The sequence below is a fragment of the Phreatobacter sp. genome, assembly GCF_027532945.1.
GTDB lineage: Bacteria > Pseudomonadota > Alphaproteobacteria > Rhizobiales > Phreatobacteraceae > Phreatobacter.
The window spans coordinates 17,552-29,512 of record NZ_JAPZTZ010000010.1 but is presented as its reverse complement, the minus strand read 5'-3'; the positions used below and the strand labels follow the sequence as shown (position 1 = coordinate 29,512).

General features: G+C 68.6%; 14 protein-coding genes. 3 read left to right on the top strand and 11 right to left on the bottom strand.

All coding sequences use genetic code 11. The features are described from left to right. Positions 1 to 50: 50 nt before the first annotated feature. Complete coding sequence (locus O9344_RS08090) at positions 51 to 452, top strand: DUF2147 domain-containing protein (protein ID WP_298475010.1); 402 nt, start codon at positions 51 to 53, stop codon at positions 450 to 452. Between the two features lie 21 nt (positions 453 to 473). Here the strand turns inward: O9344_RS08090 and O9344_RS08085 are convergent, their stop codons facing one another. After that, positions 474 to 1,172 carry a glutathione S-transferase N-terminal domain-containing protein gene (locus O9344_RS08085; RefSeq protein WP_298475008.1) on the bottom strand — a complete coding sequence of 233 codons (699 nt, stop codon included), beginning with the start codon at positions 1,170 to 1,172 and terminating at the stop codon, positions 474 to 476. 209 nt (positions 1,173 to 1,381) lie between these two features. Here O9344_RS08085 and O9344_RS08080 point away from each other — a divergent pair, with 209 nt between their 5' ends. Further along, positions 1,382 to 1,675: a hypothetical protein gene (locus tag O9344_RS08080; protein WP_298475007.1), complete on the top strand. Its 294-nt coding sequence runs from the start codon at positions 1,382 to 1,384 to the stop codon at positions 1,673 to 1,675. 6 nt (positions 1,676 to 1,681) lie between these two features. Here the strand turns inward: O9344_RS08080 and O9344_RS08075 are convergent, their stop codons facing one another. The 4 genes from O9344_RS08075 to gatB all read right to left on the bottom strand — a co-directional run bounded on the left by O9344_RS08075 (position 1,682) and on the right by gatB (position 5,002). Beyond that, positions 1,682 to 2,173, bottom strand: a complete 492-nt coding sequence (locus tag O9344_RS08075; RefSeq protein WP_298475006.1) for a GNAT family N-acetyltransferase — start codon at positions 2,171 to 2,173, stop codon at positions 1,682 to 1,684. Next, positions 2,170 to 2,802 carry a glutathione S-transferase family protein gene (locus O9344_RS08070; protein ID WP_298475005.1) on the bottom strand — a complete coding sequence of 211 codons (633 nt, stop codon included), beginning with the start codon at positions 2,800 to 2,802 and terminating at the stop codon, positions 2,170 to 2,172. Before O9344_RS08070 ends, O9344_RS08075 begins: the two co-directional genes overlap by 4 nt. A gap of 99 nt (positions 2,803 to 2,901) precedes the next feature. Then, positions 2,902 to 3,483 (bottom strand): hypothetical protein, encoded by a 582-nt coding sequence (locus O9344_RS08065; RefSeq protein ID WP_298475002.1) that lies wholly within the window; start codon positions 3,481 to 3,483, stop codon positions 2,902 to 2,904. Positions 3,484 to 3,529: 46 nt separating this feature from the next. Then, on the bottom strand, positions 3,530 to 5,002 hold the full coding sequence (gene gatB / locus O9344_RS08060) for an Asp-tRNA(Asn)/Glu-tRNA(Gln) amidotransferase subunit GatB (RefSeq protein ID WP_298475000.1): 1,473 nt from the start codon (positions 5,000 to 5,002) through the stop codon (positions 3,530 to 3,532). 269 nt (positions 5,003 to 5,271) lie between these two features. On the opposite strand from gatB, the gene O9344_RS08055 reads away from it, so the two are divergent. Continuing rightward, on the top strand, positions 5,272 to 6,024 hold the full coding sequence (locus tag O9344_RS08055) for an outer membrane beta-barrel protein (RefSeq protein WP_298474999.1): 753 nt from the start codon (positions 5,272 to 5,274) through the stop codon (positions 6,022 to 6,024). A 24-nt stretch (positions 6,025 to 6,048) separates the two neighbouring features. On the opposite strand, the gene O9344_RS08050 is transcribed toward O9344_RS08055, so the two are convergent. From O9344_RS08050 to gatC, 6 genes are all read right to left on the bottom strand, one after another. Continuing rightward, the gene (locus O9344_RS08050; RefSeq protein WP_298474997.1) at positions 6,049 to 6,753 is read right to left on the bottom strand and encodes an anti-sigma factor; all 705 of its coding nucleotides are present in this window, start codon (positions 6,751 to 6,753) and stop codon (positions 6,049 to 6,051) included. Continuing rightward, positions 6,750 to 7,316, bottom strand: a complete 567-nt coding sequence (locus O9344_RS08045) for a sigma-70 family RNA polymerase sigma factor (RefSeq protein WP_298474995.1) — start codon at positions 7,314 to 7,316, stop codon at positions 6,750 to 6,752. The genes O9344_RS08050 and O9344_RS08045 overlap by 4 nt, the downstream gene beginning before the upstream one ends. 228 nt (positions 7,317 to 7,544) lie before the next feature. After that, entirely contained in the window at positions 7,545 to 9,818 is a 2,274-nt protein-coding gene (locus O9344_RS08040) for a fused MFS/spermidine synthase (protein ID WP_298474993.1), read from the bottom strand. Positions 9,819 to 9,923: 105 nt separating this feature from the next. Next, positions 9,924 to 10,133, bottom strand: coding sequence for a hypothetical protein (locus tag O9344_RS08035; RefSeq protein ID WP_298474991.1), 210 nt, complete (start codon positions 10,131 to 10,133; stop codon positions 9,924 to 9,926). A 4-nt stretch (positions 10,134 to 10,137) separates the two neighbouring features. Then, entirely contained in the window at positions 10,138 to 11,625 is a 1,488-nt protein-coding gene (gatA, locus tag O9344_RS08030; RefSeq protein WP_298474989.1) for an Asp-tRNA(Asn)/Glu-tRNA(Gln) amidotransferase subunit GatA, read from the bottom strand. 3 nt (positions 11,626 to 11,628) lie between these two features. Next, on the bottom strand, positions 11,629 to 11,916 hold the full coding sequence (gene gatC / locus O9344_RS08025; protein ID WP_298474987.1) for an Asp-tRNA(Asn)/Glu-tRNA(Gln) amidotransferase subunit GatC: 288 nt from the start codon (positions 11,914 to 11,916) through the stop codon (positions 11,629 to 11,631). Between the last annotated feature and the right edge of the window lie 45 nt (positions 11,917 to 11,961).

The following is an 11,961-nucleotide window of genomic DNA, read 5'->3' as shown; positions in this document are numbered from 1 at the left end:
CGTCACTGTTCCCGCGCCCGCCCCGCAGAGGGCGGCACGGGAGCAACAGCATGAAGACAAGCCTTATCCTGGCGGCGCTCGCCAGCCTGATCGCCCTGCCGGCCGCCGCCCAGAGCCCCACAGGCACTTTCGTCAGCCAGTCCGGCGACACCCGCGTGCGCTTCGCCGATTGCGGCGGCCAGATCTGCGGCACCATTGTCGCCGCGCGCGGCCAGACCACCGACGAGAAGAACGAGAACGCCAGCCTGCGCAGCCTCGCCCTCGTTGGCGTCCGCATGATCACCATGCGCCCTGCCGGCGCCAACGCCTGGGAAGGCTCGCTCTACAATTTCCAGGACGGCAAGACCTATAGCGGCCGCATGACCATGCCGAACGCCGACAGCATGAGCCTGTCCGGCTGCGTGCTCGGCGGCCTCGTGTGCCGCAGCCAGACCTGGACGCGGGTCAACTAAGGGCCAAACGGGCGGCGCGCGTCAGCGCGCCGTCTGGCCGAACAGCACCGCCCGGGCGTTGGGATCGGTCACAGCGGCGTTGGTGCGGTCTTCCTTGTTGACCGCAAGGCCCCTCTGCACGGCGGGACGCGCCAACATCCGGTCGATCCAGGCCTTCACGTTCGGGAACTGCGCGATGTCCTGGCCCTGGCGCTCCCAGAGCTTGGCCCAGCCGATGCAGGCCATATCGGCGATGGTGTAGCTGCCGCAAATATAGTCGCGCCCCTCGAGGCGGCGGTTCAGCACCCCGTAAAGGCGGTTCGCTTCCTTGGTGTAGCGCTCGATGGCGTAGTCGATCTTCTCCGGCGCATAGATGCGGAAATGGTGGGTCTGGCCGAGCATCGGCCCGAAGCCTGCCATCTGCCACATCAGCCATTCCTCGACGGCGACGCGGCCGCGCTCGTCCTGCGGATAGAACTTGCCGGTCTTGCGGCCGAGATACATGAGGATGGCGCCCGACTCGAAGACCGAGATCGGGGCACCGCCCGGCCCGTCCGGATCGACGATGGCCGGCATGCGGTTGTTCGGCGCGATGGCGAGGAATTCCGGCTTGAACTGGTCGCCCTTGCCGATGTTCACGGGGATCACCCGGTACGGCAACCCGCATTCTTCCAGCATGATGGTGATCTTCCAGCCGTTTGGCGTCGGCCAGAAATGCAGGTCGATGGGGCGCTCGCTCATGGATCTCTCCGGGGCAACCGGCCGCCTCGGCGACCGCGGCGGCACGCTAGCACGACGGCGACCGGCGAACAGGCCTGCCGTTCCGCCTTATCCGTGCAATGCCGCATTGGACAGGTTGCAATTTAGCAGAACAATACAACCGGAAGGACGTTCACGCCGGGTTTGGGTTGAGCGGCTGAAGCTCGCGTCCATTCCCAGGGAGGATCCCGATGCGCCTTGCTATCCTCGCGGCTCTCGCCGCTCTCGTGCTCACCGTCGACCTCGCCGCCGCGCAGGAGAGCCGCGCCAGCCGCAACCGCGCCTCCTCCACCGAGGCCTCCACCACGACCTCCGGCTCGTCGAGCCAGACGACGCGCCGGCCCCGTTCGGCAGCGCAGCTGCGCAACGACCAGATCATGCGTACCTGTGGCACCGAATGGCGGCGCGACAAGGCCCGCCTTCAGGCCGCGGGCAAGACCTGGCGCAGCTTCCTCCCCGAGTGCCGGGCCCGCCAGCGCGGCTGATGGCGCTCAGTCGAGCGCCATCTTGAAGCCCTCATGGCTTTTGGCGAAGCCGAGCCGCTCATAGAAGCGGTGGGCGTCGGTGCGGCTCTTGTTGGAGGAGAGTTCGACCAGGCCGATGCCCTTCTCCCGCGCCGTGGCGATGGCGTGGCGCATCATCGCCGCGCCGACGCCGGTGCCGCGCAGCGTCGGATCGACATGGACGCTTTCGATCTTGCCGCGGGTCCGGCCGCGCTCGGCAATGCCGGGCAGGACCGTCAGCTGGTAGGTGCCGACGATGCGCCCCCCCTGCTCGGCGACGAAGAGGTGGTTGGCCTCCGAGGCCGCCACCCGCCGAAAGGCCGCGGCATAGGCGGGGTGATGCCCCTCCGCCTCGGCCGTCGGGGCATCCATGGGCTTCTTCGCGTCTCCCATGGCGATGAGCGCGGCGATCCGCGGCACGTCGGCCGCGGTCGCCTCGCGCAAGGAGACCTCAGCGGTCACGCCTGCGTCGGTGGTCACGCCTGAGTCGCCTTGGGCAGGTCGTTGATGCCGATGAAGCCCGGCAGGGCCTCCATGCGCTTGGTCCAGGCGGAAATCGCCGGATAGGCGGCAAGATCGAAGCCCGCCTGCGGCGCATAGGCGACGACGCCATAGACGTCGATATCGGCGATGCTCGGCTGCGAGCCGCAGAGCCAGGCCGTCTTTCCGAGCGCCTCCTCCAGGACCTTGAGGGCCGCGCCCGCCTCGGCGAAATACATCTCGACGATGGGCTGGCTGAAGGTGCGGAAGCCGGCGCGCTGCGCCCTCAGGCGATAGATCGGGGCGGCGAGACGATCGAAGTCCCAGAACATCCACTCGCGTGCCTGGCCGGCGCCGCAGGCACCCTCGCCGCCGAACTTGCCGAGCTCGGCCGCGAGATATTCGAGGATCGCCGCCGACTGGCAGAGCGCCATGCCGGACTTGGCATCCTCCAGCGCCGGCACCTGGCCGAAGCGGTTCTTGGCGATGAAGGCGGGGCTCTTGTGCTCGCCGGCGCGCAGATTGACCGAATGATAGGCGAAGCCCTCGCCGCACAGGCTGAGCATGAGCCCAACCTTGTAGGTCGGCCCGGACAGCCAGAAGCCGCTGAGCGTGAAGCGTTTCGACATGATTTTTCCTCCCTCGGGGACGGGGATGGAACAGTGCGGCCTGCCCTAACGCAAGGGGTAGAGGATCACTGCTGCCATTCGGCGGACCGAGGCCACGGATCAGGAGCGGCTGGCGCGCTCGATCTCCTCGATATGGGCCCAGATCGTCTTGAACACCTCGGTGCGCACCAGACGCTCGATCCCGTCGGCGCGGACATTGTCCGGATGGAATTCCCGCGCGATGAACTTCTTCAGGGCGCGGTACTTCTCGTCACTGCCGGAGGGCTCCGCCGCTGCGGCCGTTTCACGGATCTGCGCCCGCGCCTTCCAGGCATCGCGCTCGATGACGAGCGCCTGGCACAGCGCCTTCAGCTTGGCGAGGTCGAGCTCGGGCTCTTTCTCGGCAGGCGGGGGATCACTGTCCCGCGCCTCGGGGCGCGGCTGACGCCCGCCGAATCCCTGCCCGTTGCGGATCGGCGCACTCCGCTTCACCGGCTGGGGCTGTTCGCCGGAGGCGATGGCGCTCGCGAAGGCCAGCAGCTCCTTGCGGGCACGGAAGCGCTGGCGATCGCCGCTCTCCTCGTTCTCGACCTCGATGAGCCCATCGCTGATGGCGATGGCATAGCCGGCAGCCTCGAGGGCCTCGGCGGCCCCGCGATAGCGCGGATCGCGCTCGATGTTGGACGTCCACAAGCCCGCCATCTGCTGTCGCCCTACCGGCCTTGCCTCACCAAGGCCGGCCGCCCTCTCACTCTATGCCGAGCTTGGCCTTCAGGATATCGTTGACGGTCGCCGGGTTGGCCTTGCCGCCCGAGGCTTTCATCACCTGGCCGACGAACCAGCCGAGCAGCGTCGGCTTCGCTTTCGCCTGCTCGACCTTGTCGGGATTGGCGGCGATGACCTCGTCGATCACCTTCTCGATGGCGCCGGTATCGGTAACCTGCTTCATGCCGCGCGCCTCGACGACGGCCGCGGGGTCGCCGCCCTCGGTGAAGACGATCTCGAACAGGTCCTTGGCAATCTTGCCGGAGATGGTGCCGGCCTGGATGAGGTCGATGATCCCGCCGATCTGGTCAGGCGTGACGGGCGAGGCGGTGACGTCCTTGCCCTCCTTGTTGAGGCGGCCGAACAGCTCGTTGATGACCCAGTTGGCCGCCGTCTTGCCGTCGCGACCCTTCGCGACCGCCTCGAAGAAGTCGGCACTCTCCTTCTCCAGGATCAGGATGGAGGCGTCATAGGGGGTCAGGCCGTACTGGGCGATGAGCCGCGCCTTCTTGGCGTCCGGCAGTTCGGGGAGGTGGGTGGCGAGCTCGTCCACATAGGCCTGGCTGAATTCGAGCGGCAGCAGGTCCGGATCGGGGAAGTAGCGGTAGTCATGCGCCTCTTCCTTGGAGCGCATGGAGCGCGTCTCGCCCTTCGCCGCATCGTAGAGGCGCGTCTCCTGGTCGATCGAACCACCATCCTCGAGAATGCCGATCTGCCGGCGCGCTTCGTAATCGATGGCCTGGCCGATGAAGCGGATCGAGTTGACGTTCTTGATCTCGCAGCGCGTGCCGAAGGGATCGCCGGGCTTGCGCACCGAGACGTTCACGTCGGCGCGCAGATTGCCCTTCTCCATGTCGCCGTCGCAGGTGCCGAGATAGCGAAGGATGGTGCGCAGCTTCGTCACATAGGCCTTGGCCTCGTCGGCCGAGCGCAGGTCGGGCTTGGAGACGATCTCCATCAGCGCCGTGCCGGAGCGGTTGAGGTCGATATAGGACAGGGTCGGGTGCTGGTCGTGGATCGACTTGCCGGCATCCTGTTCGAGATGCAGCCGCTCGATGCCGACCTTGATGCTCTCGGTGGGCGTGAGGTCGACGGTGACCTCGCCCTCGCCGACGATCGGGCTCTTGTACTGGCTGATCTGGTAGCCCTGCGGCAGGTCCGGATAGAAATAGTTCTTCCGGTCGAAGACCGAGCGGTGGTTGATCTTCGCCTTGAGGCCGAGGCCGGTGCGGATCGCCTGGCGCACGCATTCCTCGTTGATGACGGGGAGCATGCCGGGCATGGCCGCATCGACGAGGCTGACATTGGCATTCGGCGCATCGCCGAAGCCCACAGCCGCGCCCGAGAACAGCTTGGAATTGGAGGCCACCTGCGCGTGGATCTCGAGGCCGATCACCACCTCCCAGTCGCCGGTGGCGCCGGGGATGAGGTTCTTCGGATTGGCATGGGCGGTCATGGCAGGGGCGATCCCGACGGTATCCGTGAAGCGGACTGGGTAGCCAATAGGGCGGCGGACGGCAATAGCCGAGGTCGCTGATGGCCGGATCACCGCGCTGGCGCAAGCCGCGGTCGCCGTCCGATCACGGAACGATCACGGATTTGTTGCCACCCGTCCGGTGAACCGGCCACCCGTCCCTCCAGCGTAGGTGGTTCCCGACGACGGCCGCAACCGCGGCCATCGATGACGGGCCGACAGGCCCATGACCCCCACCGCCGGAGACCTTCATGATCAAATCCCTTGCCCTCGGTGCCGCCCTCGGCCTTGGCGCTGGCCTTTCGATGGCGAATGCCGCGGACATGACGGGCCCGGTCCGTTCCGGCATCGCGCCGCTGTCGGTCCCTGCGAGCCTGTCGGGCTTCTATTTCGGCACCCGCAACGGCTTTGGCGCGGCGCGGGACACGCGCTTCGACATCGGCGGCGGCGGCGTCAATGTCACCAACCAGTATGAGCTGGGCGTCTACAACGGCCTGATGGCCGGCTACAATTTCGGCCCGGTTCTCGGCGGCGTCGGCCTGCGCGGCGAACTGGAATTCGGCCGCTCCCAGTTCTCCATCAAGACCCACACGGTGAACGGCGCACGCGTCGCGGGCATCGATTCCTTCGGTGACCTGCGCAGCTTTGGCGGCTTCGCCAATGTCTTCCTCGACTTCAACCTCGCAACTCTCGCCGGCCTACCGGCCGACAGCCTGCTCGCCCGCATCACGCCCTATGTGGGCGGCGGCGTCGGCTATTCGCAGGTCGAGCTTCGCCGCATGGGTGTCTCTGCCACCGGCGTCATCATGGACGACAGCGACGGCCGGTTCGCCTACAACCTCGCCGCCGGCGTCGGAATCTCGGTCTTCGACCGCACCACGCTCGAGATCGGCTATCGCTACCTCGCCGTGCCGGACCTTCAGTTCGTTGCCCGCGACGGAACGCGAACCCGCACCAGCGCCGGCGCCAACATGGTCACACTTGGCATGCGCCGCCAGTTCTGAGACCTGCCCGGCCGCGGCACGGCCTCACAGCGGCCGGGAGCCGCGGCCGACATAGAGGATCGGCCCGGTGGGCCGTCCCGTCGGCGAGCCGCCCGCCGGTTCCAGCGTGATCTCGTAGAGCTGCTGGTCGGCCGGGCGCGGCATGCCGCTCGTTGCATAATCCTGCTGGCGCGCCGCCGGCATCAGGCCGACCGAGCGCGGACCGACCTGCCGGTCCCAGAGGGTCCAGACTTGGAGGGTGCGGCCCTCCGGAACCGGAATGGCGCGCAGCGGCACCACCCTCACCCGCCCGTCGGCAAAAGCCTCGACGATGGCGCCGGCCTCGCGGGTGTCGGGCGCCGTGAGCACCGCGACGACGACCGGCTTCGCGCCGCCTGAGAAGGGCTGCGCAACCAGCAGAACGGCCAGCACCGCCGCGGCAGCGGCCGCCGCGAGCGAAGCCCAGCGCAGGGTCGCGACATCGTTCCAGATGCGCGCGAAAAGGCCGGGCGCGGCGGGGGCGTTGGCCGGCACCGTGCCGATCGCCGCCTCGATCCGCGGCCACAGCCCTTCGGAGGGGGTGATCTGCGTCGCTGTCTCGTCCAGCGCGAGGAGGCGCGCCCGCCAGTCGCCGACGGCGCGCCGCGCCTCCGCATCGGCCGCAAGCCGCCGCTCGAAGGCCTCGGCCTCCTCGGGGCTCATCAGACCCGCGACATATTCGCCGGCATCGGCGAGAAGGTCGTCGGTCATCCCATGCACTCCCGCAGCTGGATCAGCGAGCGCCGGATCCAGGCCTTGACCGTGCCAAGCGGCAGGCCGAGGCGTCCCGCAATCTCGCCATGGGAGAAACCGTCGACATAGGCCATCAGCAGGCTGGTGCGGCGGCGCACCTCCAGGCCTTCGAGGCAGCGGCGCAGAGCCTGGCCTTCGGGGAGCCGCTCGGCGGCGGCATGGGCCTCGACGGCCGAGGCGACGTCCTCCGGCACCTCGTCGACGAGATCCTCGCGCCGGCCGCTCCTGAGGATGTTGATCGCCTGGTTGCGCACGATCGCATAGAGCCAGGCCCTCGGCGGGCCGAGCTCGGGATTGTAGCGATGGGCGTTGCGCCAGATCCGCACGAAGGCCTCCTGGACGACCTCTTCAGCGAGTTCTCGCCGTTTCACGATCCGCGTAGCGACACCGATCATCGCCGCGCATTCCCGTTCATAGATCGCCCGCAGGGCGGCCCTGTCGCCGGCCGCACAGGCCGCGAGCGCCTCCTTCAGATCGATCGTCGTCGCCGCCATCGTCGCCCCCGAGGCCTCCCCGACCATGCCGTCTCAGGTTTTACACCACAGGTCAGCGATCGGATGCGACCGGCCGTCGCGGGTGCCAAACTTTTTTCGTCGGCGACACATCCGGCCGGAACCACGTCGCGTAATTGTTGACAGGCGGTCCCCCTCCGCCAGGGCGGCTCCCCCCGCTGCCCGACTAGGGTCCGTGCGGCGCATCCCGTTGCGCCCGGACCGCGGCGATATCCGCGCGAATGCGGGTGTCGCCGCCTAGGGGGCTCCGATACGCCTGAGGATCGGCCCGACGATGTTCGAATAATCGTCCGTCCAGGCGCGGAAGCCCGCTGGGACGGCGAGCGGCTGCCAGCGCGGATCCGCGGCAACCTTGCCGAGATGCTCCGGCTGGCGGGCGACCATCGTCACCCGCGCCGTTCCCGCGAGCGTCTCGCGCACAGACCCCTCGACCACCGCCTCCCGCACGCCACCGACGAGGCCATGCGCTGCGGCGGACGCCGCGACGACCGGCTGGAGGTCCATGTTGCGATTGGTGATGTGGAGCACGAGGGCGCCGTCCGGCGCGAGCTTGCCGAGATAGGTGGCGAAGGCCTGCTCGGTGAGGAGATGCACCGGGATCGCGTCGGAGGAGAAGGCGTCGACGACGATGAGGTCGAAGCGACCGGGCTGGTCGGCGAGGGTCAGGCGGCCGTCGCCGATGACCACCGGCGCGTCCGGCGCACAGCGGCCGAGCGAGGCGAAAAGCCGGGCGTCGCGCGCCATGCGCACGACGACGGGATCGATTTCCAGGAAGGTCCAGGCGTCGCCCTCCTGCCGATAGCAGGCGAGCGAACCGACACCGAGCCCGATCACCGCCACCTTGAGCGGCCCGCCACCGCGCGTGGCGCGCAGCGCCGAGATGGCGTCGGCAAAGGCGCCGGCACGGTGATAATAGCTCGCCGGCTCCGGCCGCCCCGTCACCGGCGTGCCGTCGGGATGGCGCACGCGCTCCGCGCCGTGGACGGTGATGCCGTGGACGAGCAGATGGCCCTGGCCGTTCTCAGTGACCTTGACCTCGTGCACGGCGAAGAAGGAGCGCTCGCGGGCGAGCGTGCCCGCCGGCATGACCGGCGCCTGGGTCAACGCGAAGAACAGCGCGATGCCGAGGAGCATCAGGGCGGGCGTCTCGCGCCCCAGCACGATCAGCGCGGCGATACCGGCAACGATCAGCAGATAGGTGAGGACCGGCAAGGTCGAGGCGGTCATGCCGGTTGCGGCCTGCAGGACCACCAGGCCGCCAAGAGCAACGATGCCCATGGCGACACGCACCGCGCCGAGGCGTGCGAGCGCCGCGCCGATGCCGGGACGGCAGGCGACCGCGGCAACCAACAGGATCGGATATTCGAGGATCGAGTTGAACAGCACCGGCGCCGCGAGACTGGCGAAGAGGCCGCCGAGCACGCCGCCCGCCGAGAGCATCACATAGAACTCGGTGAGATGGCCGGCGGCCGGGCGGCGGCGGTAGAGCTCACCGTGGCACACCATCGTGGCGACGAAGAAGAAGCCGAGGTGGAGCGCGGCGGCGACCGGCCACGGCACCTTGGCCGAAAGAGCCATGGCGAAGACGAGGGCAGCCAGCAGCAGCGGCTGCACGGCGAGCATCACCCGGTGGAGCCCACCACCGCCCTCGCGGAAGGCGAGGACGAAGGTGAGGAGGAAGAGGGCGAGCGGCACCACCCAGAGCAGCGGCACGGCCGCGACATCGGTGGACAGGTGCGCCGTGAGCGCCACGAGCAGGCCGGAGGGCACGGCCGAGAGGCCGATCCAGGCGAGACGGTCGCGCCAGGCCGGAGCGGGCCCTGCCGCCACCGCAGACGCGCTGACGGCCGGACGCTCGCCGCGCGCCAGCACGACGCCGCTGGCGGCGATCAGCACGGCGAGCAGCGCGAAACCGCCGCTCCACAGGATCGACTGGGTCTTCAGCACCAGCAGCGGCTCGACCACGAAGGGATAGGAGAGCAGCGCCAGGAAGGAGCCGAGATTGGACGCGCCGTAGAGGAAATAGGGATCGGCCGCATCGCGATGGCCGCTGCGCGCGAACCAGGCCTGGAGCAGCGGGCCGTTGCCGGCAATGGCGAAGAAGGGCAGTCCGACCGAGGCTGCGAAGAGCCCGATGAGCCACAGCGCCTCGCCATCGGCGGGCGGGCGCCCCCAGCCCGGCGCCAGCGCGATCGGCAGCGCGATCGCGAAGACGGCGGCCATCAGCGCGAGGTGAACAAGGACGGCCCGGCCGGGTCCGAGGTAGCGGTTGAGGAGATGGGCGTAGAGATAGCCAGCGAGCAGCACGCCCTGGAAGAAGACCATCGCCACCGACCAGACCGCCGGGGTGCCGCCGAGGACCGGCAGCACCATCTTGGTGAACAGCGGCTGGACCGAGAACAGCAGGAATGCCGACAAGAAAATGGCTGCGGCGAAGACCGGCAGCGTCAGGGCGCGGGCCGCAGCGCCGCGGGCAACGGGCGCGTCGAGAGAGGGATGGATGGAGGACAAGCGACGCTCCGCATGGACAACCGGTCCGCGCGACTATCCCCTTTGTCCCTTAAGTTACTGTTCAAACGCCGCCCGCAAGGCGATGCAGCCCCATGGCGCCACGGCTTAGCGGCCGATGCGCCGTGCCATGTGCCGGCAGCCAAAGGCCGCGCCGAGGGCGAGCAGCAGGAACAGCCCGAGATAGGCGATCTTGAAGCGCGGGTCGCCGGCCCAGACCGCCAGCCCGACATAGATGGCCATGAGACCGGCGAGCACGAGGAAAACCCACCCGAAAACCGTCAGCGCAGCGATCGCGACGGCCCGGGCGGGGATCATCGGCTCAGCCCCACCAGCGGTCGCTGACGGGGAAACGGCCCTTGGCCTTTTCGATGACGCTCGCCACCGAGAACAGGGTCTCCTCGTCGAAGGCCCGGCCGATGAGCTGGAGGCCGAGCGGCAGGCCCTGGTTGTCGAGGCCGGCGGGGACGGCGATGCCCGGCAGGCCCGCCATGTTCACCGTGACGGTGAAGACGTCCTGCAGGTACATCTCGACCGGATCGGCCGAACCCTTCTCGCCGATGCCGAAGGCGGCTGACGGCGTCGAGGGCGTCAGGATGGCGTCGACGCCGGAGGCATAGGCCTGCTCGAAGTCCTGCTTGATCAGCGTGCGCAGCTGCTGCGCCCGGACGTAATAGGCGTCGTAATAGCCAGCCGAGAGCACGTAGGTGCCGATCATGATGCGCCGGCGGACCTCCTTGCCGAAGCCCGCGGCACGGGTCTTCTCGTAGAGATCGACGATGTCCTTGCCCGGTTCGCGCAGGCCGTAGCGCACGCCGTCATAGCGCGCGAGGTTCGAGGAGGCCTCGGCCGGCGCGACGATGTAATAGGCCGGCAGGGCGTATTTGGTGTGCGGCAGCGAGATTTCGACGATGTTCGCGCCGGCCTCTTTCAGGATCTGTGCGCCGTCGTCCCACAGCTTCTGGATCTCGGCCGGCATGCCGTCGATCCGGTACTCCCTGGGGATGCCGATGGTCATGTCCTTGATCGACTTGCCGACGGCGGCCGCATAGTCCGGCACGGCGCGGTCGACGCAGGTCGTGTCCTTTGCGTCAGGTCCGGCGAAGGAGCGCAGCATCAGCGCCGCATCCATGACGTCGCGGGCGATCGGGCCGGCCTGGTCGAGGGACGAGGCGAAGGCGACGATGCCCCAGCGCGACACGCGGCCATAGGTCGGCTTGATGCCGACGGTGCCGGTGAGCGCCGCCGGCTGGCGGATCGAGCCGCCGGTATCGGTGGCGGTGGCACCGGCGCAGAGCATGGCGGCAACCGCAGCCGAGGAGCCGCCCGAGGAGCCGCCGGGAACCAGCGGCGTGGTGTCGTTGGCGCCCTGCCGCCGCCACGGATTGACGGGACCGGGGAAACAGCTCGTCTCGTTCGACGAGCCCATGGCGAACTCGTCATTGTTGAGCTTGCCAAGCATGACCGCGCCGTCGCGCCAGAGATTGCTGGTGACGGTCGATTCGTAGGTCGGCACGAAGTTGCGCAGGATGTTCGAGCAGGCCGTGGTGCGCGTGCCGGCGGTGCAGAACAGGTCCTTCACGCCGAGCGGAATGCCTTCGAGCGGGCCGAACTCGCCGCGGGCGATGCGGGCATCGGAGGCCCCGGCCATGGCGAGCGCCTTGTCCGGCGTCTCCAGCACATAGGCGTTGAGGCCGCGGCCCTTCTCCATGGCGGCGAGATAGGCGCGGGTGAGGTCGGTGGCCGAGAAGGACTTCTGCTTCAGGCCGTCGAGGGCCTCGGCGATGGTCAGCTGGGTCAGGTCGGTCATGGCTTACTCCACGACCTTCGGCACGGCGAAGAAATGGCCCTCGCGCTCCGGCGCATTGGCGATGATCTGCTCAGGGATGCCGCCATCGGTGACGACGTCCTGGCGCTTTTTCATCGCCATGGGCGTGACCGAGGTCATCGGCTCGACGCCGGAGACGTCAACCTCGTTCAGCTGCTCGACGAAGGCGAGGATGGCGTTGAGCTCGCCCTGGAGATGGGGAACCTCCTCTTCGGTCACGGCGATGCGCGCGAGATGCGCGATGCGCCGGACGGTCGCCTGGTCGACGGACATGCGGACTTCACCCGGTGGGACAGGAAACGGACCCGGCCTCTTAGC